At 67.4% G+C, this 23,187-nt stretch carries 21 protein-coding genes and 3 tRNA genes; 23 read left to right on the top strand and 1 reads right to left on the bottom strand.

All coding sequences use genetic code 11. The features are described from left to right. The first annotated feature begins 178 nt into the window (after window positions 1–178). The 21 genes from EOD73_RS03475 (at window position 179) to EOD73_RS03375 (ending at window position 19,824) form a co-directional block, all read left to right on the top strand. Window positions 179–1,192, top strand: coding sequence for a LysR family transcriptional regulator (locus EOD73_RS03475; RefSeq protein WP_127680883.1), 1,014 nt, complete (start codon window positions 179–181; stop codon window positions 1,190–1,192). A gap of 17 nt (window positions 1,193–1,209) precedes the next feature. Next, window positions 1,210–2,622 carry a 3-isopropylmalate dehydratase large subunit gene (gene leuC, locus EOD73_RS03470; RefSeq protein WP_127680882.1) on the top strand — a complete coding sequence of 471 codons (1,413 nt, stop codon included), beginning with the start codon at window positions 1,210–1,212 and terminating at the stop codon, window positions 2,620–2,622. Between the two features lie 42 nt (window positions 2,623–2,664). Continuing rightward, the gene (locus EOD73_RS03465; protein ID WP_127680881.1) at window positions 2,665–2,796 is read left to right on the top strand and encodes an entericidin A/B family lipoprotein; all 132 of its coding nucleotides are present in this window, start codon (window positions 2,665–2,667) and stop codon (window positions 2,794–2,796) included. A 35-nt stretch (window positions 2,797–2,831) separates the two neighbouring features. Then, a complete protein-coding gene (leuD, locus tag EOD73_RS03460; RefSeq protein ID WP_127680880.1) occupies window positions 2,832–3,482 on the top strand; it encodes a 3-isopropylmalate dehydratase small subunit in 651 nt (216 codons plus the stop codon). Then, window positions 3,479–4,561 carry a 3-isopropylmalate dehydrogenase gene (leuB, locus tag EOD73_RS03455; protein WP_127680879.1) on the top strand — a complete coding sequence of 361 codons (1,083 nt, stop codon included), beginning with the start codon at window positions 3,479–3,481 and terminating at the stop codon, window positions 4,559–4,561. Before leuD ends, leuB begins: the two co-directional genes overlap by 4 nt. A gap of 36 nt (window positions 4,562–4,597) precedes the next feature. Continuing rightward, window positions 4,598–5,716: an aspartate-semialdehyde dehydrogenase gene (gene asd / locus EOD73_RS03450; RefSeq protein WP_127680878.1), complete on the top strand. Its 1,119-nt coding sequence runs from the start codon at window positions 4,598–4,600 to the stop codon at window positions 5,714–5,716. A 155-nt stretch (window positions 5,717–5,871) separates the two neighbouring features. Next, window positions 5,872–8,229 (top strand): FimV/HubP family polar landmark protein, encoded by a 2,358-nt coding sequence (locus tag EOD73_RS03445; RefSeq protein WP_240660577.1) that lies wholly within the window; start codon window positions 5,872–5,874, stop codon window positions 8,227–8,229. A 61-nt stretch (window positions 8,230–8,290) separates the two neighbouring features. Beyond that, entirely contained in the window at window positions 8,291–9,076 is a 786-nt protein-coding gene (gene truA, locus EOD73_RS03440) for a tRNA pseudouridine(38-40) synthase TruA (RefSeq protein WP_127680876.1), read from the top strand. Continuing rightward, the gene (locus EOD73_RS03435) at window positions 9,073–9,705 is read left to right on the top strand and encodes a phosphoribosylanthranilate isomerase (protein WP_127680874.1); all 633 of its coding nucleotides are present in this window, start codon (window positions 9,073–9,075) and stop codon (window positions 9,703–9,705) included. Before truA ends, EOD73_RS03435 begins: the two co-directional genes overlap by 4 nt. Window positions 9,706–9,717: 12 nt before the next feature. Further along, window positions 9,718–10,998: a tryptophan synthase subunit beta gene (trpB, locus tag EOD73_RS03430; RefSeq protein WP_127680872.1), complete on the top strand. Its 1,281-nt coding sequence runs from the start codon at window positions 9,718–9,720 to the stop codon at window positions 10,996–10,998. Continuing rightward, the gene (gene trpA, locus EOD73_RS03425) at window positions 10,995–11,801 is read left to right on the top strand and encodes a tryptophan synthase subunit alpha (protein WP_127680870.1); all 807 of its coding nucleotides are present in this window, start codon (window positions 10,995–10,997) and stop codon (window positions 11,799–11,801) included. The genes trpB and trpA overlap by 4 nt, the downstream gene beginning before the upstream one ends. 3 nt (window positions 11,802–11,804) lie before the next feature. Beyond that, the gene (accD, locus tag EOD73_RS03420) at window positions 11,805–12,677 is read left to right on the top strand and encodes an acetyl-CoA carboxylase, carboxyltransferase subunit beta (protein WP_127680868.1); all 873 of its coding nucleotides are present in this window, start codon (window positions 11,805–11,807) and stop codon (window positions 12,675–12,677) included. 54 nt (window positions 12,678–12,731) lie between these two features. Further along, window positions 12,732–14,036, top strand: a complete 1,305-nt coding sequence (folC, locus tag EOD73_RS03415; RefSeq protein WP_127680866.1) for a bifunctional tetrahydrofolate synthase/dihydrofolate synthase — start codon at window positions 12,732–12,734, stop codon at window positions 14,034–14,036. A 42-nt stretch (window positions 14,037–14,078) separates the two neighbouring features. Continuing rightward, window positions 14,079–14,768 carry an SPOR domain-containing protein gene (locus EOD73_RS03410; protein ID WP_127680864.1) on the top strand — a complete coding sequence of 230 codons (690 nt, stop codon included), beginning with the start codon at window positions 14,079–14,081 and terminating at the stop codon, window positions 14,766–14,768. Further along, complete coding sequence (locus tag EOD73_RS03405) at window positions 14,765–15,304, top strand: CvpA family protein (protein ID WP_127680862.1); 540 nt, start codon at window positions 14,765–14,767, stop codon at window positions 15,302–15,304. The genes EOD73_RS03410 and EOD73_RS03405 overlap by 4 nt, the downstream gene beginning before the upstream one ends. Window positions 15,305–15,315: 11 nt before the next feature. After that, a complete protein-coding gene (gene purF, locus EOD73_RS03400; protein ID WP_127680860.1) occupies window positions 15,316–16,821 on the top strand; it encodes an amidophosphoribosyltransferase in 1,506 nt (501 codons plus the stop codon). Further along, the gene (locus EOD73_RS03395) at window positions 16,818–18,029 is read left to right on the top strand and encodes an O-succinylhomoserine sulfhydrylase (protein WP_127680858.1); all 1,212 of its coding nucleotides are present in this window, start codon (window positions 16,818–16,820) and stop codon (window positions 18,027–18,029) included. Before purF ends, EOD73_RS03395 begins: the two co-directional genes overlap by 4 nt. Then, window positions 18,026–19,411: a glutamate--tRNA ligase gene (gene gltX / locus EOD73_RS03390; protein WP_127680856.1), complete on the top strand. Its 1,386-nt coding sequence runs from the start codon at window positions 18,026–18,028 to the stop codon at window positions 19,409–19,411. The genes EOD73_RS03395 and gltX overlap by 4 nt, the downstream gene beginning before the upstream one ends. A gap of 90 nt (window positions 19,412–19,501) precedes the next feature. Further along, window positions 19,502–19,577: transfer RNA gene (locus tag EOD73_RS03385), tRNA-Ala, on the top strand. Between the two features lie 37 nt (window positions 19,578–19,614). Then, window positions 19,615–19,690 (top strand) — tRNA-Glu (locus tag EOD73_RS03380). 57 nt (window positions 19,691–19,747) lie between these two features. Then, window positions 19,748–19,824: transfer RNA gene (locus tag EOD73_RS03375), tRNA-Asp, on the top strand. A 108-nt stretch (window positions 19,825–19,932) separates the two neighbouring features. Here EOD73_RS03375 and lexA read toward each other — a convergent pair. Beyond that, window positions 19,933–20,604, bottom strand: coding sequence for a transcriptional repressor LexA (gene lexA, locus EOD73_RS03370; protein ID WP_127680854.1), 672 nt, complete (start codon window positions 20,602–20,604; stop codon window positions 19,933–19,935). A gap of 64 nt (window positions 20,605–20,668) precedes the next feature. Here lexA and EOD73_RS03365 point away from each other — a divergent pair, with 64 nt between their 5' ends. Both EOD73_RS03365 and EOD73_RS03360 read left to right on the top strand, forming a co-directional pair. Next, a complete protein-coding gene (locus tag EOD73_RS03365) occupies window positions 20,669–21,610 on the top strand; it encodes an asparaginase (RefSeq protein ID WP_127680852.1) in 942 nt (313 codons plus the stop codon). 44 nt (window positions 21,611–21,654) lie between these two features. After that, window positions 21,655–23,154 (top strand): mechanosensitive ion channel family protein, encoded by a 1,500-nt coding sequence (locus EOD73_RS03360; protein WP_127680850.1) that lies wholly within the window; start codon window positions 21,655–21,657, stop codon window positions 23,152–23,154. The last annotated feature ends 33 nt before the right edge of the window (window positions 23,155–23,187 follow it).

The following is a 23,187-nucleotide window of genomic DNA, read 5'->3' as shown; positions in this document are numbered from 1 at the left end:
AATGGGAGGTTGGGGACCCGGCACGGCGGCAGGGGACATTGGCAGGGGTGTCCGCAGCGTCGCACCATTTGGATGCAGTGCGGCCCAAGTTTTTAGGGTTTAGCCTTCGTGTTTTTTGCAGTATTCAGCGGTAATCTGCCGAAGCCTACCTAACTCACGAAGGTTTAAAGTGAACGTCATGCGCCTCGACCTCACCACCCTCCACCTCGTGCTGGCCATCGAGCGCACGCGCTCGATCACGGCCGGCGCCAAGGCCGAACACCTGGCCCTGGCGGCCGCGAGCAAGCGATTGGCCGACCTGGAACTGCGCCTCGGCGTCAAGCTTTTTGAGCGGCGCGCCCGGGGCGTCGAGCCCACCGAGGCCGGCCGGGCCTTGGTGCGCCACATCCGGACCTTGCAGGCCAGCCTGCACGCGATGGAGTCCGAGGTCGTGGAGTTCGCGCGTGGCATCAAGGGCCACTTGCGCATCGTGGCCAACGGGGGTGCCATCGCCGAGTGCCTGCCGGCCGACTTGGCCAGCTTCAGCAACCGCCACCCGCAGATTCGCATCAGCCTCGAAGACCTCACCAGCGCCGAGGTGCAAGCCGCGGTGGCCGAGGGCCGGGCCGACGTGGGCATCTTCACGCCGCCGGTGCTGGACAACCGCCTGGACACCCGCAGCTACCGCTTCGCCCGCTTGTCGGTGCTGGTGCCCCGCGGGCACCCGCTGGCCGACCGCGGCAGCGTTCGCTTCTCAGACCTGTTGGAGTACGACCTCGTCGGCCTGCACGCCGGGGCCGCGGCCCAAGAGGTGATGCGCGAACAGGCGGCGCTGGTGGGCAAGACGCTCAAGGCCCGCCTGCAAGTGCGCGGCTTCGACGCCATCGCCCAGTTGGTGGAAGCCGGCTTGGGCGTTGCCGTGCTGCCGCAGGGCCCGGCCGAGCGCTTCGCGCAAGTCTTCGCGGTGCAACAACTCAGCCTGCAGGAACCGTGGGCCGCGCGCGAGTACCGTGTCGCCGTGCCGCGCCAGCAAAGCCTGTCGGCCGTGGTGCAGCGCTTTGTGGACGCGCTGTGCCCGCCCCAGGCCGCGGCCGCGGCCGCGGCCGCGTTGGCCCAAGCCCAGGCCAAGCTGCTTCCCGCCGAGCCCGAACCCGTGCCGGCCCCTGTCCCGGCCGCGGCCAAGTCCAAACGCCGCGCCCCGTCTTCGACCTGATTCACCTTCGTTTCTGCATGACCGCCAAGACCCTGTACGACAAGCTCTGGGACGAGCACGTTGTCCGAACCGAGCCGGACGGCACCGCCCTGATCTACATCGACCGCCACCTGGTGCACGAAGTCACCAGCCCGCAGGCGTTCGAAGGCCTGGCCCTGGCCGGGCGCAAGGTCTGGCGCTTGGCCGCCAACTTGGCGGTCAGCGACCACAACGTGCCCACGACCGACCGTGCCGCGGGCATCGCCGACCCCATCAGCAAGCTGCAGGTCGACACCCTGGACGCCAACTGCGACAAGCACGGCATCCGTCAGTTCAAGATGAACGACCGCCGCCAAGGCATCGTGCACGTCATCGGCCCCGAGCAGGGCGCCACGCTGCCGGGCATGACCGTGGTTTGCGGCGACAGCCACACCTCCACGCACGGCGCCTTTGCCGCCCTGGCCCATGGCATCGGCACCAGCGAGGTGGAGCACGTGCTGGCCACGCAGTGCCTGGTGGCCAAAAAAGCCAAGAACATGCGCGTGCAGGTCAACGGCCGCTTGCAACCGGGGGTGACGGCCAAGGACCTGGTGCTGGCCATCATCGGCAAGATCGGCACGGCCGGCGGCACGGGCTACACCATCGAGTTCGCTGGCGAGGGCATCCAGGCCCTGAGCATGGAAGGCCGCATGACCGTGTGCAACATGGCCATCGAAGCCGGCGCCCGTGCCGGCTTGGTGGGCGTGGACGACACCACGATCGCTTACCTGAAGGACCGTCCCCTGTCGCCGCAGGGTGACGAGTGGGCCCAGGCCGAGGCCTATTGGCGCACCCTGGTCAGCGACGACGGTGCGCACTTCGACGCGGTCGTCGAAATCGACGCGAGCGCCGTGGCGCCCCAAGTCAGCTGGGGCACCAGTCCCGAGATGGTCCTGCCCATCGACGCCTTCACCCCCGACCCCTTGCGCGAGGCCGACGCCGTGAAGCGCGACGCCACACAGCGCGCGCTCAGCTACATGGGCCTGCAGCCGCACCAGCGCATCGGCTCCATCGCGCCGGACAAGGTGTTCATCGGCTCCTGCACCAACAGCCGCATCGAAGACCTGCGCGAGGCCGCGGCCGTGGTGCAGCGCATCGGGGGCAGCGTGGCCAAGGGCATCAAGCTGGCGCTCGTGGTGCCCGGTTCGGGCCTGGTGAAGGCGCAGGCCGAGGCCGAAGGCCTGGACCGCGTGTTCAAGGCCGCCGGCTTTGAGTGGCGCGAACCCGGGTGCTCGATGTGCCTGGCCATGAATGCCGACCGCTTGGAGCCGGGCGAGCGTTGCGCCAGCACCAGCAACCGCAATTTCGAAGGGCGCCAGGGCGCTGGCGGTCGCACCCACCTCGTCAGCCCGGCCATGGCCGCGGCGGCGGCCATGAAAGGCCGTTTCGTCGACGTTCGCCAGCTCGCCTAACGACAATGGCGGCTTCCTTGTTCCCTTGAACCGGACGCCACCATGCAACGCCTGATCCTCACCGCCATCGCCGCCTTCGCCCTCGTCAGCCTGAGCGCCTGCAACACCATGCAAGGCATTGGCAAGGACGTGAAGAAGGCCGGCGAGAAGCTCGAAGAAGCCGCCAAGAAGTAAACCGCCCAGGGCCGAGCCCTGGGCATGGAGAAGTGATGCAAGCCTTCACCCAGCACCAGGGCCTGGTCGTTCCCATCGACCGCGCGAACGTCGACACCGACGCCATCATCCCCAAGCAGTTCCTCAAGTCGATCCAGCGCACGGGCTTCGGTCCCAACCTGTTCGACGAGTGGCGCTACCTCGACAAGGGCGAGCCCGGCCAAGACCCGGCCAGCCGCAAGCCGAACCCCGCGTTCGTGCTCAACCAGCCGCGCTACGCCGGTGCCAGCGTGATGCTCGCCCGCGCCAACTTCGGCTGTGGCTCCAGCCGCGAGCACGCGCCCTGGGCCATTCAGCAGTACGGCATCCGCGCCGTCATCGCGCCCAGCTTTGCCGACATCTTCTTCAACAACTGCTTCAAGAACGGCTTGCTGCCCATCGTCTTGCCCGAGGCTGTGGTCGACGCCTTGTTCCAAGCTGTGCACGCCACGCCGGGCTACCAACTGGCCATCGACTTGGCGCGCCAGGTGGTGGTGACGCCCGAAGGCGTTGAGCACGCCTTTGACGTCGAGCCCTTCCGCAAGCACTGCCTGCTCAACGGCCTGGACGAAATCGGCCTGACCCTGCAGCACGCGGCCGACATCGAGGCCTTCCAAGCGAAGCGCCTGGCCGCCAAACCCTGGTTGAAGCGAGAACTGACCGCATGAGCGCCACCAAACTCATCGCCGTGCTGCCCGGCGACGGCATCGGCCCCGAAATCATGGCCGAGGCCGTCAAGATCCTGAAGGCCCTGAAGCTGCCGATCGCCCTGGAAACCGCCCCCGTGGGCGGTGCCGCCTACGAGGCGGCCGGCCATCCGCTGCCCGAAAGCACCCTGGCCCTGGCGCAGCGCGCCGACGCCGTGCTCTTCGGCGCCGTGGGCGATTGGAAGTACGACAAGCTCGACCGCCCGCTGCGTCCGGAGCAGGCGATCTTGGGCCTGCGCAAGCACCTGGGCCTGTTCGCCAACCTGCGCCCGGCCCTGTGCTACCCGCAGCTGACGCACGCCAGCAGCCTCAAGCCCGAGCTGGTGGCGGGGCTGGACATCCTCATCCTGCGCGAGTTGACCGGCGACATCTACTTCGGCACCCCGCGCGGCCGCCGCACGGCCGTGGACGGGCACTTCCCCGGGGCCGACGAGGCTTTTGACACCATGCGCTACAGCCGTCCGGAAGTCGAGCGCATCGCCCACGTGGCCTTCCAGGCGGCGCGCAAGCGCCGCGGCAAGGTCACCAGCGTGGACAAGGCCAATGTGCTGGAAACCTCGCAGTTCTGGCGCGACGTGGTGATCGACGTGCACCAGCAGTACCCCGACGTGGCCCTGGACCACATGTACGTGGACAACGCCGCCATGCAACTCGTGAAGGCGCCCAAGGCTTTCGACGTGATCGTCACCGGCAACCTGTTCGGCGACATCCTGTCCGACGAGGCCGCCATGCTCACCGGCTCCATCGGCATGCTGCCCTCGGCCTCGCTCGACAAGGCCAACAAGGGCCTGTACGAGCCCAGCCACGGCAGCGCCCCCGACATCGCGGGCAAGGGCATCGCCAACCCGCTGGCCACGATCTTGAGTGCGGCGATGATGTGCCGCTACACCCTGGGCTGGGGCGAGGCCGCCGACCGCATCGAAGCGGCCGTGCAGGCCGTGCTGGCCCAAGGCCTGCGCACCGGCGACATCTGGAGCGAAGGCTGTGAGCGGGTGGGCACCCAGGCGATGGGGGACGCTGTCCTCCAAGCGCTGGGTTGATGCGTTAGGCGTGTTTTTCTTGTTTTTGGAGCGGTGATGACGACCTTGGTGGGCCTGGTGGGCTGGCGTGGGATGGTGGGTTCGGTGCTGATGGACCGGATGACCGCCGAAAAAGACTTCGACCTGATCGAACCCCTGTTCTTCAGCACCAGCAACGCCGGCGGCAAAGCCCCGGCGCAAGCCAAGAACGAAACCACCTTGCAGGATGCGCACGACATCGAGCAGCTCAAGCGCTGCGACGTCGTCATCACCTGCCAAGGCGGCGACTACACCAACGAGGTGTACCCCAAGCTTCGCGCTGCCGGTTGGACGGGGCACTGGATCGACGCCGCCAGCAGCCTGCGCATGGCCGACGACGCTGTCATCGTGCTCGACCCGGTCAACCGCCCGGTGATCGACCAAGCCCTGGCCCAGGGCGGCAACAACTGGATCGGCGGCAACTGCACGGTCAGTTGCATGCTCATGGGCGTGGGCGCGCTCTACAAGGCCGGTTTGGTCGAGTGGATGAGCACCCAAACCTACCAAGCGGCCAGCGGTGGCGGCGCCCAGCACATGCGCGAACTGCTCACGCAGTACGGCACGCTGAACGCCGAGGTCAAGGCCCTGCTGGACGACCCCAAGAGCGCCATCCTCGAGATCGACCGCCGCATCGTTGACAAGCAGCGCTCGCTGACGGCGGCCGAAACCGCCAACTTTGGCGTGCCGCTGGGCGGCTCGCTCATTCCTTGGATCGACAAGGACCTCGGCAACGGCATGTCCAAGGAAGAGTGGAAGGGCATGGCCGAGACCAACAAGATCCTCGGGTCAAGCGCCAACGCGATCCCGGTCGATGGCTTTTGCGTCCGCATTGGGGCCATGCGCTGCCACAGCCAAGCGCTGACCTTCAAGCTCAAGAAGGACGTGCCGCTGGACGAGATCGAGGCCATGATCGCCGCCGACAACGCCTGGGTGAAGGTGGTGCCCAACACCCGCGAGGCCACGATCCGCGACCTGACCCCCGTGGCGATCACCGGCACGCTCACCATCCCGGTCGGCCGCCTGCGCAAGCTGGCCATGGGCCCCGAGTACCTGGGCGCGTTCACGATTGGTGACCAATTGCTGTGGGGCGCGGCCGAGCCGTTGCGCCGCATGCTGCGCATCCTGATCGAGCGCTGATCCCTCCCGCTGGACCCTGGGGCAAACCCCCGTCGGTGAACGCCTGCAAGCCCAGCTTTGCAGGCGTTTTCTCAGGTGTACAGCGGATATGCTTGATGCCATTGCAATTTCGCCTGAAGCCGGGTCGTTTCCCGGCATGGGCGATGGGGGACGCTTTGAACCAAGATCTCTCGCGCCGCGCGCGCTTCTCGTTGTCGCAATTGGCTTTGGCGGCCAGTCTGACCCTGTCGGCTGGCGCCAGCCATGCCCTGGGCCTGGGGCGACTGAACGTGCAATCGGCCCTGGGGGAGACCCTCCGGGCGGAGATCGAGCTCACCAGCCTCAGCCCCGAGGAAGCCGCCAGCCTGCGGGTGCGCGTGGCCTCGCCGGATGTCTATCGCAGCAACGGCCTGGACTACAACGCCGTGCTGTCGGGCACCCAGGTGCAACTGATCAAGCGCAACGACGGTCGCAGCGTGCTGCGCTTGGCCAGCGATCGGGCGGTGCAAGAGCCCTTCGTCGACGTGGTCTTGGACATCAGTTGGTCCAGCGGTCGCCTGACGCGCGAATACACCCTGCTGTTCGACCCGCCCAACCGCATGGCCCGCGCGCCCGAGTCGGCGCCCGTGGCCCCCGTGGTCTCGGCACCACCGGCGCCAGCGGCGCCGGTGGCCGCACCTGCGGCGCGTTCTGCGCCTGTGCAGGCTGAACGTGCAGCCTCACCGCCCGCGTCGGCACCGGCACCGGCGCCGCGCCCGGCAGCCCCGGCCGATGGCACGGTGGTGGTTCGTGGGGGCGAGTCCCTGTCGCGCATCGCGTCGCGCCACCTGCAACCCGGCGTTTCGCTCGACCAAATGCTCGTGGCGCTGTACCGCGGCAACCCAGACGCCTTCCTGAACAACAACATGAACCTGCTGCGCGCGGGGGCCCGTCTCAAGGTGCCCGGCGCGGAGGCCGCGTCCATCGCGGCGGCCGAGGCACGCCAGGTCGTCAAGGCGCACAGCGCCGACTTCGACAACGCCCGCCAGGGCCTCGCGAGCGCGGCGCCCAAGTTGCCCGCCGAGCCGGAGCGCAGCACCAAAGGGGCCGTGCAAGCCCAGGTGCAAGAAAGCAAACCCGCGGCCCCCACGGGCGACCGCTTGACCCTGAGCAAGCCGGCGCCCGTGGCGTCCGCGCCGGCGCCAGCGCCGGCCGCTCCCGCGTCGAAGCCGGCCGACAGCGTGGCCGCGCTGACCCGCAACGTCCAAGACCTGCAAAAGCTGTCGGAGGCCGCCAAGCCCGGGGCCCCGGCGGCGTCCCTGCCCGCGGCCGCATCGGCCATCGCCTTGCCGGCGTCGCTGCCCAAAGCCGCCAGTGCCGTCGCATCGGCACCGTTGGCTGCGAGCAAGCCCAAGCCGATTCCGGCGGCCCCGGCCCCGGCGGCCGAAGCCGACGATGGCGTCATGGGCTGGCTCAAGACGCCGGTGGGCGCCGCTTTGGGCATCGGTCTGCTGGGGGCCTTGGGCTTCGCAGGCTGGCGTGCCACGCGCAAGCCCAAGCTCGACCAGGGCCGCGAGACCATGTTCGGCGAGAGCCGTTTGCAACCCGATTCCTTCTTCGGAGTGACGGGCGGTCAGCGGGTCGACACGCGCGACGGCGCCAGCGGCGTCTCGTCGATGTCCTACTCCTTGAGCCAGTTGGATGCGCACGGTGACGTCGACCCCGTGGCCGAGGCCGATGTGTACTTGGCCTACGGCCGCGACCTGCAAGCCGAAGAGATCTTGAAAGAGGCGCTGCGCAGCCAGCCGGAGCGCACGGCGATCCGACTGAAGCTGTTGGAGGTCTATGCCAAGCGCCGCGACGTCCGGGGCTACGAGCAACTCGCCTTGCAGCTGTACGCCGAAAGCAAGGGGCAGGGCGAGGACTGGCTGAAGGCCCAGGAGATGGGCCGCGGCATCGACGCCGAGAACCCGCTGTACCAGCCGGGCGGCGGCCCGCGCTCCATGTTCGACGACGAAGCGCCGCGCCCCGAGCCCATGGACGCCAGCACCCTGCCGGCGGCCGTGACCGCGCTGGCTGGCGCCACGACCGAGACCTTTGCCAACCAGCCCGAGCTGGCGGCCGACAGCAGCCTGGACCTCGACCTCGATCTCGGCGCGCCCGAGCCCGCTCCTGCGCCGGCCAAGGGCCCCGATCTGACCATGCCGATGGAGTTGGATGCGCCAGCGCCGGCCGCCAGCCAGGGCAATGCCCTCGACTTCAAGCTCGACGACCTCGACTTCGAGGCGAGCACCGAGTCGCCGAGCACGATGGGTCAGCCCCTGGACAATGCCGAGCAGCGTGCCAAGGTGGGCGGCGACAGCCTGATCGACGCGGTGCAGGACCTGGCCAATGACGACGGCGATCCGCTCACGCGCCAGCTGGAACTGGCCGAGGAGTTCCGCCAGATCGGCGACGTGGAAGGGGCTCGCGACGTGTTGCAGGAGCTGATCAACCAAGTGGACAGCGGTCCCTTGTACGAGAAGGCCAAGGCCTTGCTCGACAGCTTGCGCTGATGGCGCTGGACCGCCACCAGGGCGCCGTTCGCGGCGCCCTTTTTCATTCGGCGACCGACGCATGACCCGCATTGCCCTGGGCATCGCCTACCGTGGCACGGCCTATTGGGGATGGCAGTCCCAACCCAACGGCCAGACCGTTCAGGACCACGTGGAACGGGCGCTGTCGCAGTTTGCCGACGAGCCCATCAAGACGCTGTGCGCTGGCCGCACCGATGCCGGGGTGCATGGCCTCAACCAGGTGGTGCATTTCGACACCTCGCGGGAGCGCGACGCTTTTGGATGGGTCCGTGGCGTGAACCGGTACTTGCCGCCGGACATTGCCGTGCAGTGGTCGGCCTTCCCGGGGGACGACTTCCACGCCCGCAACCACGCCCGGCGCCGCCGCTACGCCTACGTCCTGCTCGAGTCGCCCGTGCGACCTGCCATGGAGGCTCAGGCCGTGGGCTGGGTGTTCCGCCCGCTGGCACTGCAGGCCATGCAAGATGCGGCAGCGCTGTTGATTGGCGAACACGACTTCAGTGCCTTTCGCGCCGCCGGCTGCCAGGCCCTGTCGCCGATCAAGACCTTGTCCGCCATCGACATCCGCCGCCGTGGCGCCTACTGGCGCTTCGACTTCGAGGCCAATGCCTTTCTCCACCACATGATCCGCAACCTGATGGGCGGACTGATTGCCGTGGGGCAGGGCAGCCGTCCCCCGGTTTGGATGGGCGAGGTTCTGGCCAGCCGCGACCGCACGGCGGCCGCGCCGACCTTCGCGCCGGATGGGCTCTACTTTCTGGGCCCGCAGTACGACGCCGAGCGCCAACTGCCCACCCACACCCCCGCGATGGACTGGTTGCCATGAACGCCCGAACCCGCATCAAGATCTGCGGCCTGAGAACGCCCGACACCGTGGATGCGGTGGTGCAAGCCGGTGCCGATGCGATTGGGTTTGTGTTTTACGCGCCCAGCGTGCGTGCCGTGACCTTGGCGCAGGCTGTGGCCTTGGCCGAACGCTTGCCGCCCTTCGTCACGCCCGTGGGCTTGTTCGTCAATGCGGCCGAGGCCGACATCGCGGCTGCACTGGAGGCCATCCCCGGCCTGCTGCTCCAGTTCCATGGCGACGAGTCGCCCGAGGCGTGCGAGCGGTGGCAGCGGCCCTACCTGCGGGCCGTGGCCGTCGGTCCCGACACCCAGTTGGTAGACTGCGCCGCTCGGTTCCCTCGGGCCCAGGCGCTGCTGTTGGACGCGCCGGTGGACGGCTACGGGGGCGGTGGAAAGGTATTCGATTGGTCACTGCTCGCACCAAACGCAACCCGTCCGGTCGTTTTGTCTGGTGGGTTGAATGCAGCCAACGTCGGCGATGGCATCCGGCAGGTGCGGCCTTGGGCCGTTGACGTCTCCTCGGGCGTCGAATCCTCCCGTGGGGTCAAAGACCCTGACCTGATCCACGCGTTTTGCGCCGCCGTTCGCGCCGCCGACGCCGCCCTCTGAAGGGACCTTTCCATGTTGCAGTACGACCAGCCCGACGCGCGCGGGCACTTTGGCCCGACCCCCTCGGGCACCAGCTACGGTGGCCGCTTTGTCGCCGAGACCTTGATGCATGCGCTCGACGAACTCGAGCAGGCCTACGCCAAGTACCAGCACGATGCCGAGTTCCAGGCCGAGTTCCGCAAGGAGTTGGCCCACTTCGTTGGTCGTCCCAGCCCGATTTACCACGCCGAACGACTGAGCCGTGAACTGGGCGGTGCGCAGATCTACCTCAAGCGCGAAGACCTGAACCACACGGGCGCGCACAAGGTCAACAACACGATCGGCCAGGTGCTGCTGGCACGCCGCATGGGCAAGCCGCGCATCATTGCCGAGACCGGCGCCGGCCAGCACGGCGTGGCCACCGCCACCGTGTGCGCGCGCTACGGCCTGGAGTGCGTGGTGTACATGGGCGCCGAGGACGTCAAGCGGCAGTCGCCCAACGTCTACCGCATGCAGTTGCTGGGCGCCACCGTCGTGCCCGTGGAAAGCGGCAGCAAGACCTTGAAGGACGCGCTCAACGAAGCGATGCGCGACTGGGTCACCAACGTCGAAAACACCTTCTACATCATTGGCACCGTGGCCGGGCCACACCCTTACCCCATGCTGGTGCGCGATTTCCAGCGCGTCATTGGCGACGAATGCCTGGTGCAGATGCCCGACATGGTCGGCCGCCAACCGGACGCCGTCATCGCCTGCGTCGGCGGCGGCAGCAACGCCATGGGCATCTTCTACCCCTACGTGCCGCACGAGGGGGTGCGTTTGATCGGCGTTGAAGCCGCCGGCCGCGGCATCGACACCGGCCACCACGCCGCCACGCTCAGCGCCGGCAGCCCGGGCGTGCTCCACGGCAACCGCACCTACCTGCTGCAAGACGAAGGCGGGCAGATCATCGAAACCCACTCCATCAGCGCTGGTCTGGATTACCCCGGCGTGGGCCCCGAGCACGCCTACTTGAAGGACATCGGCCGCGCCGAGTACGTGGGTGCCACCGACGCCGAGGCCTTGGACGCCTTCCACCGCCTGTGCCGCACCGAGGGCATCATCCCGGCGCTGGAAAGCAGCCACGCCTTGGCGCACGCGATGAAGATCGCGCCCTCGATGGCCAAGGACCAAGTGCTGCTGGTGAACCTCAGCGGCCGCGGCGACAAGGACATCGGCACCGTGGCCGACCTGTCGGGCAGCAGCTTCTACTGCCGGCCTTCCTGCCGTGGCGAAGAGGCCAAGGGCGTGACCTTCCTGCGGAGCGTGAAATGAGCCGCATCGCCACCACCTTGAGCGCGCTCAAGGCGCAAGGCCGCAAGGCGCTGATCCCCTACATCACCGCGGGCGATCCGCACCCGACCCTGACCGTGGACCTGATGCACGCCCTGGTGGCGGGCGGGGCCGACGTGATCGAACTGGGCGTGCCCTTCAGCGACCCCATGGCCGACGGCCCGGTGATCCAGCGCGCCGCCGAGCGCGCCTTGGTGCACAAGGTCCGCATGGTCGATGTGCTGGCCCTGGTTCAGGCCTTCCGCGCCACCAACACCCGCACGCCGGTCGTGCTGATGGGCTACGCGAACCCGATCGAGCGACTGGGCCTGCCGAGCTTTGCGCGCCAAGCCAAGGCCGCGGGCGTTGACGGGGTGCTGGTGGTGGATTACCCGCCAGAGGAAGCCGCGCCGTTCTCGCAGGCCATGAAGGCCGAAGGCTTGGACCCCATCTTTTTGTTGGCGCCCACCTCGTCCGACGAGCGCATCCGTCAGGTGGCGCAGTTGGCCAGCGGCTATGTCTATTACGTCAGCCTGCGCGGCGTGACGGGCGCCGGCCACCTGGACGTGGCCGCGGTGGCCGAGGTGTTCCCGCGCCTGCGGGCGCACCTGAGCCTTCCGATCGGCGTGGGCTTCGGCATCCGCGATGCGGCCAGCGCCCAGGCCGTGGCGCAAGTGGCCGACGCCGTGGTCATCGGTTCCGCCCTGGTTCAGTTGGTGGAGCGCGCCGGGCCGGATAATGCGGCGCTTGAGCTGCGCGAGTTCCTCGCCGGCATCCGCAAGGCCCTTGATGGCCAGGAGACCTGAACGATGAGTTGGCTCGACAAACTGCTGCCCCCCAAGATTCAGCACAGCGATCCCGCCGATCGCCGCCAAGTGCCGGAAGGCTTGTGGACCAAGTGCCCCAGCTGCGAAACCGTGCTCTACAAGGCGGACTTGGAGCAGAACCAAAACGTGTGCCCCAAGTGCAGCCACCACCACCGCATCGGGGCCCGTGCGCGCCTCAATGCGTTCTTGGACGGGGAAGGCCGCTACGAGGTCGGCCAAGAGGTGCTGCCCGTCGATGCCCTGAAATTCAAGGACAGCAAGAAGTACCCGCAGCGCCTGCAAGAAGCGCTGGAAGCTACCGGCGAAACCGACGCCCTCGTGGTGATGGGCGGCGCCGTGATGAGCGTGCCCGTGGTGGCGGCTTGCTTCGAGTTCGAGTTCATGGGCGGTTCCATGGGCTCGGTGGTCGGTGAGCGTTTCGCCCGCGGCGTGCAAACCGCCGTCGAGCAGAAGACGCCCTTCATCTGCTTCACCGCCACCGGCGGCGCCCGGATGCAAGAAGGCCTGCTGAGCCTGATGCAAATGGCCAAGTGCAACGCCGCCCTGGGCGCGTTGGCGCGCGCCAAGTTGCCCTACGTGAGCGTGCTGACCGACCCCACCATGGGCGGCGTGTCGGCCAGTTTCGCGTTCGTGGGTGACATCGTCATCGCCGAGCCCAAGGCCCTGATTGGCTTCGCCGGTCCCCGCGTGATCGAGAACACCGTCCGCGAGAAGCTGCCCCCGGGCTTCCAGCGCGCCGAGTTCCTGATGGAAAAGGGCGCGGTGGACCTGATCGTCGACCGCCGCGAACTGCGCGCCACCATCGCCAGCAGCTTGGCCATGCTGCAGCGCCAAAGCGCCGACGCGGTGGCCTGAGCGCCTGCGCCCCCAACCCACCAAGGCCAGGGTTCCCCTGGCCTTTTTTGCGCCATGAAAACTTTGTCCGATTGGCTCGCCCACTGCGAGCGCCTGCACCCCAAAACCATCGACATGGGCCTGTCTCGGGTCGAGCGCCTGCGCGATGCCTTGGGCCTTCGTTTCTCGGCCCCCGTGATCACCGTGGCTGGTACCAATGGCAAGGGCAGCACTTGCGCCATGCTGGAGAGCATCGCCCTGCAGGCGGGCTACCGCGTCGGCCTGTACATCAAGCCGCATTTCATGGACTTTGAAGAGCGCTGCCGCGTCGGGGGCCAGTCGGTGAGCGCCGAGTCGCTGTTGCCGCACTTCGAGGCGGTGGAGGCGGCACGGGGCGACCTGGCCTTGACCTACTTCGAGTTCACCACCTTGGCGATCTTGCGGCGCTTGGCGCACGAGCCCTTGGACCTGGTCATTCTCGAGGTGGGCTTGGGCGGGCGGCTGGACGCGGTCAATGCCTTCGACCCCGACGTGTCGGTGATCACCAGCATCGACCTGGACCACATGGAGTACCTCGGTCCGGACCGGGAAAGCATCGGACGGGAAAAGGCCGGCATCTTGCGGCCGGGCAAGCCAGCGGTCTGTTCCGACCCCCTGCCGCCGGCCAGCATCGCGACCGAAGCCGCCCGGGTGGGGGCCGACCTGCGGCTGTCGGGCCGGGATTTCGCGTTCGACGGCGACCGGCAGCAGTGGCGCTGGCAAGGTCGCACCAAGCGCTTCGCTGGCTTGGCCTACCCGGCACTGCGGGGCGCCAACCAATTGCTCAACGCGGCAGGGGTCTTGGCTGCGCTGGAGGCCCTGAGCGACCGCTTGCCAGTCAGCGCCCAAGCCGTTCGATCCGGGCTGGCCATGGTCGAGCTGCCCGGCCGCTTTCAGGTGCTGCCGGGGCAGCCGGCCGTGGTGCTGGACGTGGCCCACAACCCGCACGCGGTGGCCACCCTGGCGCAAAACTTGGACCAGATGGGTTTCTCGCCCCGAACGCATGCCGTGTTTGGGGCCATGGGCGACAAAGCCCTGGACGAGGTCATCGCCAAGATCGCGCCCTGGGTCGACCACTGGCACTTCTGCAACCTGCCCACGCCGCGCGCGGCATCGGCGGCCGACTTGTCCGCCCGTTTCGAGGCCTTGCGGCCCTCGCTCCAACTGACCCAGCAGGTTCAGGTCAGTCAGCATGCCGACCCCTGGCTGGCCCTGTGTGCTGCCAAGGCCCTGAGCGAGCCCGCCGATAGAATCGTGGTCTTCGGTTCGTTCTTCACGGTGGGGGGCGTCATGGCCGGGTTGCGCGGCGCCGCCGGAGGGGCCGCGACCAGCGCGGTGTGATTCCACGCCCCGCCCTCGAATCCCTCTTTCAGACTGTTCCCGATGGGCCTGTTGTCCTTTTTTCGGCGCGAGCCGGCGTCGTCGGCGCCCGGTGACTCTCCCAGCCCGCGAAAGCGGGGCGCCAAGGCGGCGCAAGCCGACCACGCCGAGCAGGTCCAGCTGCTGCGGCAGCGTGCGCGGCATCGCCTGATCGGTGCGGCGGTTTTGGTGGGCATCGGCATCGTCGCCTTCCCGCTGGTGTTCGAAACCCAGCCTCGCCCCGTTCCGATGGACTTGCCCATCGTGATCCCCAGCCAGGACGCGGCGCCTGCCCCCCGGACCAGCGCGGCGCCGGCCCTGCCAGCCAGCTTGCCGGAAGCGGCCCAAGCGCAGGTGGCCGAGCCGGTTGTGGAACCAGCGACGGCTGCCGAGGAGGTCACGAAGGGGCCTTCTACAGAACCCGAAGCCGCCGCCGCTGCGCCCGCCTCCCGTGCCTCGGCTGCGACGGCCAAGGCCGCAGCCGAGGCCCGCTTCGTCGTGCAAGTGGGCGCCTTCGCCGACAAGAAGTCGGCCCAAGAGGCCCGTCAACGCCTGGAACGCAAAGGCCTGAAGACCTACGCACAGGTCGCCCAAACCAAGGAAGGCGATCGCATTCGCGTGCGGCTCGGCCCATTCGCGACCAAGGCCGAGGCCGACAAGGCCGCGGCAGCGGCCCAGTCGGTGGGTTTGGCGGGCAAGGTCTTGACGCTATGAGCCCTGGGCAGGACATCCTGCTGACCTGGGCGGACCTCGCGCTGCTGGCCGTGGTGTTGGTGTCGGTGGGGGTTGGGGCCTGGCGTGGCTTGGTGTTCGAGGCCTTGTCGCTGGCCGCTTGGGTGGTCGCTTACATCGCGGCGCCTTGGTTGGCCCCGGTCGTGGCCGGGTGGCTGCCCGAGCGCAGCGCCGAAGCCGGATGGCAATCCCTGGCGGCGATCGTCTTGGCCTTCTTGTTGGTGCTGGTGCTGTGCGGCTTGGTGGCCCGACTGGTTCGCGTCCTGTTGCATGCCACGCCCCTGCAGGGGTTCGACCGCCTGCTGGGGGCCGGCTTCGGCTTGCTCCGTGGGGGGCTGCTTTGCCTGCTCGCCGCGGTGCTGGTCGGATTGACGCCCTTCAAAGAACATTCGGTGTGGAAGGACTCCCTTCTGCGCCCCTGGCTGGCCGCCACCCTTCAAGGGCTGGCACCGCTGCTACCGAACGATTTGCACCGCTTGGTGGCGCCAACCGCGCCCGCCGAGTCGCCAACGACCTGAGGAGACACGCCATGTGTGGCATCGTGGGGGCGCTGTCCCACCAACCCGTCAATCAACTGTTGTACGACGCGCTGCTGCTGCTGCAGCACCGTGGTCAAGATGCGGCCGGCATCGTGACCATGGACGGCACCAAGTGCTTCATGCACAAGGCCAAAGGCATGGTTCGCGACGTGTTTCGCACCCGGAACATGCGCGGCCTGCCCGGCAAGATCGGCCTGGGACAGGTCCGCTACCCCACGGCAGGCAACGCGCACAGTGAAGAAGAGGCCCAGCCCTTCTACGTCAACGCGCCCTTCGGCCTGGTCTTGGTGCACAACGGCAACCTGACGAACCCGAGCAGCCTGCGAGAGGAGTTGTTCGCGCTGGACCGGCGTCACATCAACACCGAGAGCGACACCGAGGTCCTGATCAACGTCGTTGCCCACGAGTTGGAATCCGTGGCCCGCGACCTGCCGCTCACGCACGACGCCATCTTCGAGGCGGTGCGCGCGGTGCACCGACGCCTGCGCGGCTCCTACGCCGTGATCGCCCTCATCGCCGGCCACGGCTTGCTGGCCTTCCGCGACCCCTATGGCATTCGGCCCTTGTGCTTCGGGCGCGGGCAGGACGGCGAGTGGATGGTGGCCAGCGAGAGTGTCACGCTCGAAGGAACGGGATTCAAACTGGAGCGCGACGTGGCGCCGGGCGAGGCCCTGTTCATCGACACCCAAGGGCAACTGCACACCCGCCAGTGCGCCGAAGCCCCGACCCTAAACCCTTGCATGTTCGAGTTCGTGTACCTGGCCCGGCCCGATTCGGTGATGGACGGCGTGTCGGTCTACCAAGCACGCCTGAACATGGGCGAGACCTTGGCACAGCGCGTGCTGTCGACCATCCCGCCGCAGGAAATCGACGTCGTCATCCCCATCCCGGAGAGCAGCCGCCCGTCGGCCATGCAACTGGCGCACCGCATCGGGCGTCCCTACCGCGAGGGCTTCGTCAAGAACCGCTACGTGGGTCGCACCTTCATCATGCCGGGGCAGGGCGTGCGCAAGAAGTCGGTGCGCCAAAAGCTCAACGCCATCGCGCAAGAGTTCAAGGGCCGCCGCGTGCTGCTGGTGGACGACTCGATCGTGCGCGGCACCACCTCGAAAGAGATCGTGGCCATGGCGCGCGAGGCTGGCGCTGTGAAGGTCTACATGGCCTCGGCCGCCCCGCCCGTTCGCTTCCCGAACGTGTACGGCATCGACATGCCCACCTCGGAGGAGTTGATCGCGCACGGCCGGACGAACGAGGAGATCCGGGCCTACATCGGCGCCGACGCCCTGATCTACCAAGACGTTGACGCCATGAAGCGCGTTGTGGCTGCCTTGCAGCCTGCGCTCAATGGGTTCGAAGCGTCTTGCTTCGATGGCTGCTACATCACGGGGGACATCGGCGACGGCGAGATTGCCGCGCTGCAAGCGCAACGTCCCAAGAGCCAAGACGATGAAGGGACCGACAGCGGCCGTTTGGCGCTGCAGTCGCAAAAGGAATGAGCCAGCGTCATCTGCCCGAAGGCCTGCACCGCGACACCCTGGCGGTGCGCGAGGGCCTGCCCGCGAGTCCTTGGGGCGAAAACAGTGAAGCCCTGCTGCTGACCAGCAGCTTCTGCCACCCCAACGCCGCGACCGCAGCGGCTCGGTTCGCGGGGGAAGAGGAGGGCTACGTCTACAGCCGCTTCTCCAACCCCACGGTCACGATGATGGAGCGTCGCTTGGCGGCGCTGGAAGGCGCCGAAGCGTGCATCGCCACCAGTTCCGGCATGGCCGCCATCTTGCTGCTTTGCATGGGGGTCTTGAAGGCGGGCGATCACGTCGTGTGCTCGCGCAGCGTGTTCGGATCGACCATCAAGCTCTTGCAGAGCGAGATGGGCAAGTTCGGCGTGGAGTCGACCTTCGTTTCGCAGACCGATGTGGCCGAGTGGCGAGCGGCCTTGCGGCCCACCACGCGCTTGCTGATGGCCGAATCGCCGACCAACCCCTTGACCGAAGTCTGCGACATCCGGGCCTTGGCCGACCTGGCCCACGGCGCAGGGGCCTTGCTCGCGGTGGACAACTGCTTCGCCACGCCGGCGTTACAACGCCCATTGAGCATGGGTGCCGATGTGGTGATCCACTCCGGCACCAAGTACCTCGATGGGCAGGGGCGCGTGATCGCCGGCGCCTTGTGCGCTTCCCAAGCCTTGATTGACAAGACCTTGACCCCGGTGCTTCGCAGCGCAGGCATGTCGTTGTCGCCCTTCAACGCTTGGGTCGTGTTGAAAGGGCTGGAGACCTTGGACATTCGCATGAAGGCGCAATGCGCCAACGCCCTGGCAGTCGCCCAGTGGCTGTTGGAGCAACCTGCGGTCCGCCGGGTGCATTACCCCGGGCTCGGCAACCATCCCCAACACGCGTTGGCCATGGTGCAGCAGTCGGGCTTGGGCGGTGCCGTGGTGTCCTTCGACGTGGGGGCTGGTCTTGACCCCGATGCCGACCGCGCACGCGCGTTCGCGGTCATCGACCGGACTCGGTACTTGTCGATCACCGCCAACTTGGGCGATACCAAGACCACCGTCACCCACCCGTCCAGCACGTCCCACGGGCGCCTGACCGAGCCGCAGCGACAGGCGGCTGGGATTGGCCAGGGGCTGATCCGCCTGGCCGTGGGCCTCGAACACATCGACGACCTCAAGGCCGAACTGGCCCAGATGCTCACCCCATGATTCGCACCCGCATTGCCCCGTCGCCGACGGGATTCCTTCACTTGGGCACGGCGCGCACCGCGCTTTACTCTTGGGCCTACGCGCGTCACCACGGTGGCCAGTTCGTGCTGCGCATCGAGGACACCGATGTGGCCCGCTCGACGCAGGACTCGGTCGATCAGATCCTCGCTTCGATGCATTGGTTGGGCCTGGACTACGACGAGGGGCCGGTCTACCAAATGCAGCGCCTCGAGCGCTACCAGGCGGTGGCGGAGCAGTTGATCGCGGAGGGCAAGGCCTACCGCTGCTACGCAACGCCGGAAGAACTGGAGGCCATGAAGGCCGGGCAAGAGGCGCGCGGAGAGAAGCGGCGGTACGACGGCCGCTGGCGCCCGGAGCCTGGCAAGGTGCTGCCCTCGCCGCCTGCTGGCGTGTCGCCGGTGGTGCGTTTCAAGAACCCCCTGGACGGGGAGGTCGTTTGGCAGGACCTGGTGAAGGGCGAGATCCGGATTGGGAACCGCGAGATCGACGACTTGATCTTGGTGCGACCCGACGGCGTGCCCACCTACAACTTCGCCGTGGTGGTGGACGACTGGGACATGAAGATCAGCCATGTGTTCCGCGGCGACGAGCACATCAACAACACGCCCTGGCAAATCAACCTGTTCAATGCCCTGGGCGCGCCGCTGCCGCAGTTCGGCCACATGCCAGTGATCCTGGGCGACGACGGGCAAAAGCTGTCCAAGCGCCGGGGGGCGGTCAGCGTGACGGCCTACGAAGAGGCGGGGTACTTGCCCGAGGCCATGCTGAACTACCTGGCCCGCTTGGGTTGGAGCCATGGGAACGACGAGATCTTCGGTCGGGACCAATTGGTGGCTTGGTTCGATGGCACCCACTTGAGCAAGAGCCCGGCCCAGTGGGACCCGGCGAAGCTGGAGTGGGTCAACGCGCAGTACCTCAAGGCCGCCACCGGCGAGCGCTTGGCGGCCCTGGTGTTGCCTCGCCTCGCCGCGCGGGGCTTGGAAGTGCCCAGCGAGGCGCCTGTGGCGGCGCAATGCGACCTGTTCAAGGAGCGCTGCAGCACGCTGGAGCAACTGGCCGATTGGTTGGCGGCTTACTACGGTGACGTGCAGGTGCCCGAGGCCGAGCGTGCCCAGCACCTGACGGAGGCGGTGCGCCCTGCGGTGCATGCCTTGGCCGCAGCGTTGAAAGAGGCTGAATGGACGCCCGCCGGCGTCTCGGCGGCGTTCAAATCGGTGCTTGCCGCCCATGGGCTGAAGATGCCGCAGTTGGCCATTCCCGTGCGAGTGGCGGCTTTCGGGAGGTCCCAGACGCCCGCGATCGACCAATGCTTGGCACTGTTCAATCAAAAAATTTTGATGGAACGCTTGCAATCTGTTTGAGATTCGCGCTATAGTCTCTTTCTCGCTTGAACAGCGCGACGCCTAAAGCGAAACGCAGCAGCAACGACAGTTGATGATGCGGTTCACCAAGGGGGTATAGCTCAGCTGGGAGAGCGCTTGCATGGCATGCAAGAGGTCAGCGGTTCGATCCCGCTTACCTCCACCAATTTTCTGGTGGCGCGCAGTTCAAGGTTGAAGGATTTGTCCCCTTCGTCTAGAGGCCTAGGACACGACCCTTTCACGGTTGTAACAGGGGTTCGAATCCCCTAGGGGACGCCAAAAATTAGATTGGTCTGGCAGCACCGGCAACGCAAGTTGCGAACGCAGCCCCGACGCGGAGTGGTAGTTCAGTCGGTTAGAATACCGGCCTGTCACGCCGGGGGTCGCGGGTTCGAGTCCCGTCCACTCCGCCAAAGTTTGAAAGGGCCTGCTCAACGAGCAGGCCCTTTTTCTTTGTTCCGCCGAAGCCACTCGGCCGTCAAGGAATCTCGACGCCAACCCGTGACGCCGAGTTGTGCCAATCAGCCGTTCAAGGCGCCGCGCACCAAACCAACCGCGAGGCCTTCTAGGCTGAAACCCTCGTGCGGCACCCGAATCGGTTGAAAGTCGGGGTTCTCGGGCAGGAGCCAGGCCTCATCGCCCTGGCGTTGCCATCGTTTCACCGTCACCTCGTCGCCGAGGCGAGCCACCACGATTTGCCCATTGCGGGCCTCGCTCGTGCGCTTCACGGCCAGCAAATCGCCGTCCAGGATGCCCGCGTCCCGCATGGACAGGCCTCGCACGCGAAGCAGGTAGTCCGGTTGGGCGCTGAACAGGCTGGGACTCACGGCGTACTGCTGCTCGACATGCTCCTGCGCCAAGATGGGCGAACCAGCTGCGACGCGGCCGATGAGGGGCAGGGTCAGTTGGGCCAAACTGGGTATCGGCAGGTCCAGTTGGTCGGCGTGAGCAGGCTTGCGGCGCATCGCACGCAGGGTGTCTGCCTTGAGGCGGATGCCTCGCGATGTGCCGCTCACCAGTTCGATGACGCCTTTGCGGGCCAGGGCCTGCAGGTGCTCCTCGGCTGCGTTGGGGGACTTGAAGCCCAGGGTTTGCGCAATTTCGGCGCGCGTGGGTGGCGTTCCGGTGCGTTCGATCGAGCGGCGAACCAAGTCGAAAATCTGCTGCTGGCGGGGGGTCAAGCTGGGGTTCACGCGTTACGCTCCTGACGAACTGGATGGACATCCAGATACTGCATTTTTATACAGGATAAAGCACATGCCAAGCACGGTGACAAAGGTTTTGATCGTTGGGACCGGGGGCACCATCGCTGGGCGCGCGGACAGCAGCACCGACCATGTGGGCTACACCGCCGGCAGCGTGGGCATTGGAGAGTTGCTCGACGGCGTGCCGCCATTGCGGGCTTTGCCTCTGGCCTTTGAGCAATTGGCTCAACTCGACAGCAAAGACATGGACTTCGGCACCTGGCAGCGGTTGGCGCTGCGGGTGCAGGCCGCGATGGACGACCCGGGCATCGCTGGCGTGGTGATCACGCATGGCACCGACACGCTCGAAGAGACCGCTTGCCTGCTGCACCACGTCCTCCAGGGCAACAAGCCGGTGGTCCTGACGGCGGCCATGCGACCTGCCAGCAGCTTGAGTCCTGACGGCCCCCAGAATTTGATGGATGCAGTGACCCTCGCCCACACGCCGGGGGTGTCGGGCGTGCTCGTGTGCTTCGCGGGCCGCGTGCACCGGGGCGACCGGGTTCGCAAGGTCCACAGTTACCAGGTCGATGCCTTCGAGTCGCCCGATGGCGTGGTGGCAGTGCTCGAGGACGGCGTTGTGCGGGCCTTGCAAGCTTGGCCCTTGCCGCTGGGCTGGGGAGTCCATCGATTGCCGGCGTTCCCGGAGGCTTGGCCGCGTGTGGCCGTGGTTTGCAACGCAGCCGGGGAAGACGGGGCGGCGGTGGCCTTGTGGGAGGCCTTGGCCCGCCAGGAAGGTCGACCTCTCGGCCTGGTGGCCGCTGGGACGGGCAATGGCACCCTGAGTCGCGCCTTGGAACTGGCCTTGCTGGAGGCACAGGCGCGAGGGGTCGCGGTGCTGCGGGCCACGCGGTGCGCGGCCGGGCCGGTGGTGGGCGGGGGGGGATTGCCCAACGCTGGGGCCATGAGCTGGCCCCAAGCGCGCGTCGCCTTGTTGTTGCAGTTGTTGGCTTGACGACGCGGGTGCAAGACGGCGGCTGACCTACCATCCGCGCCACTTTGAAAGACACACACTCCCTGGCCGCGCCGCGGCCTTTGCGCATCGCCCACCTGCTGTGGCCTGCCTGTTGGGTCCTCGCGTTCGCGGCAGCGATCACGCTCCTCCAGCGGCACCCTCCTGCGGCGGGATCCCTCGCCGAACTGTGGCAGCGCCTGGCCGAGACCGGCGCTTGGCTCGCCGGCGTTTGGCTGAGCATCCGGCTGATGGATGTGGTGGTGTGGGACCGCTGGGTGCCCCAATGGCTCGGCGTCCGCACGCCCGGGCTGCTGCGCCAGTTCGTTGCGGTCTTGCTCTTCGTGCTGACCCTGGCCGTGGTGCTCAGTCGCACTTGGGGTTTGGCGGTGTCGGCGGTGCTGGCCACGACCGGTGTCTTGGGCATCGTGCTCGGGTTGGCCCTGCGCAACATCCTGGCCGACTTCTTTTCAGGGATCGCGCTCAACATCGAGAAGCCGTTCGACCTCGGTGACTTCATCTTGTTGCGGGTGCGGAGTCAGCGCGATCCCTTTGCCGGCACGGTGCGCGAGATCAATTGGCGCAGCACGCGACTGCTGACCCCTGAAGACAACTTGGTCAGCGTGCCCAACAGCGTGGTCGCCGGCTCCATCGTGGAGAACCTGTCCTACCCTTCGCCGGTCAGCGAGCAGGAGCAAGACATCACCCTGGATTGGGACGTCCCCTTGGGCCGAGCCGAACGGGTGTTGACGGCGGCAGCCACCGAAGCTTGGGCCTTGGGCGCCACGGCGGGCGAAAAGCCGCCCAAGCTGCGCATGTGGCGCATGGACGGCCAAGGGGTGGCATGGCGGGTGGTTTACTTGCTGGATCCGCGCTTGCGGGGCAAGGGGGCCGCCCGACACACCCTGTTGGCGTGCATGCACCGGCACTTGCGCGTGGTGGGCCTGAGGCCGGCGGTGCCGCCAGCGGTTCCTGGGATGGCCGCAGCGGGCTCCGGCTCCAACCTGCGAGAACACGAGCGTGCCGACCATCGTGCGCTCGTCTTGGGTGAGGTGCCTTTGCTGCGTTCCTTGTCCGCGTCCGAGCGAGAGCGCTTGGCCGACGGCCTCGTCGTTCGCAATTTGGCGGGTGACGCGATCGCGGTTCGAGCGGGAGAACCGGGTGAGTCGATGTTCGTGGTCGCGGAGGGCACCCTGGATGTGCGCTTGGGGGGCGACGCCGATGCCCCCCGGGTCAATGTGTTGGGCCCGGGCTCGGTGTTCGGGGAAATGGGCTTGTTCACTGGGGATCCTCGCAGCGCCACCGTGCGAACTTTGTGTCCTGCGGTGCTCTACGAGATCGATCGGCAGTTGTTGCTGCCCCTGATGGCCCAGCGGGCCAGCATGGTGGACGAACTCAGCGAGGCGGTGGCGCAGTACCAAGCCCGTGATCAGCGGACCTTGATGCAGGCGCTGTCGGACGACACGGCTGCGCCTGCCGCCCCAGGGGTCGTGCGCCAACTCACGGCGCGGCTGCGGGCTTGGTTGGCCGGCGCCGAGGGCCATTGATTCCCAAAAAGGGCGGCCCCGTGGGGGGCCGCC

This window comes from Inhella crocodyli (assembly GCF_004004565.1).
GTDB lineage: Bacteria > Pseudomonadota > Gammaproteobacteria > Burkholderiales > Burkholderiaceae_C > Inhella > Inhella crocodyli.
The sequence above is the reverse complement of the archived record's forward strand: the minus strand, read 5'-3'. Positions and strand labels throughout refer to the sequence as shown.

Coding starts and splice junctions, on each gene's coding strand:
- EOD73_RS03475 (WP_127680883.1), top strand. CDS start 179: ATGCGCCTCGACCTCACCACCCTCCACCTCGTGCTGGCCATCGAGCGC.
- leuC (WP_127680882.1), top strand. CDS start 1,210: ATGACCGCCAAGACCCTGTACGACAAGCTCTGGGACGAGCACGTTGTC.
- EOD73_RS03465 (WP_127680881.1), top strand. CDS start 2,665: ATGCAACGCCTGATCCTCACCGCCATCGCCGCCTTCGCCCTCGTCAGC.
- leuD (WP_127680880.1), top strand. CDS start 2,832: ATGCAAGCCTTCACCCAGCACCAGGGCCTGGTCGTTCCCATCGACCGC.
- leuB (WP_127680879.1), top strand. CDS start 3,479: ATGAGCGCCACCAAACTCATCGCCGTGCTGCCCGGCGACGGCATCGGC.
- asd (WP_127680878.1), top strand. CDS start 4,598: ATGACGACCTTGGTGGGCCTGGTGGGCTGGCGTGGGATGGTGGGTTCG.
- truA (WP_127680876.1), top strand. CDS start 8,291: ATGACCCGCATTGCCCTGGGCATCGCCTACCGTGGCACGGCCTATTGG.
- EOD73_RS03435 (WP_127680874.1), top strand. CDS start 9,073: ATGAACGCCCGAACCCGCATCAAGATCTGCGGCCTGAGAACGCCCGAC.
- trpB (WP_127680872.1), top strand. CDS start 9,718: ATGTTGCAGTACGACCAGCCCGACGCGCGCGGGCACTTTGGCCCGACC.
- trpA (WP_127680870.1), top strand. CDS start 10,995: ATGAGCCGCATCGCCACCACCTTGAGCGCGCTCAAGGCGCAAGGCCGC.
- accD (WP_127680868.1), top strand. CDS start 11,805: ATGAGTTGGCTCGACAAACTGCTGCCCCCCAAGATTCAGCACAGCGAT.
- folC (WP_127680866.1), top strand. CDS start 12,732: ATGAAAACTTTGTCCGATTGGCTCGCCCACTGCGAGCGCCTGCACCCC.
- EOD73_RS03410 (WP_127680864.1), top strand. CDS start 14,079: ATGGGCCTGTTGTCCTTTTTTCGGCGCGAGCCGGCGTCGTCGGCGCCC.
- EOD73_RS03405 (WP_127680862.1), top strand. CDS start 14,765: ATGAGCCCTGGGCAGGACATCCTGCTGACCTGGGCGGACCTCGCGCTG.
- purF (WP_127680860.1), top strand. CDS start 15,316: ATGTGTGGCATCGTGGGGGCGCTGTCCCACCAACCCGTCAATCAACTG.
- EOD73_RS03395 (WP_127680858.1), top strand. CDS start 16,818: ATGAGCCAGCGTCATCTGCCCGAAGGCCTGCACCGCGACACCCTGGCG.
- gltX (WP_127680856.1), top strand. CDS start 18,026: ATGATTCGCACCCGCATTGCCCCGTCGCCGACGGGATTCCTTCACTTG.
- EOD73_RS03365 (WP_127680852.1), top strand. CDS start 20,669: ATGCCAAGCACGGTGACAAAGGTTTTGATCGTTGGGACCGGGGGCACC.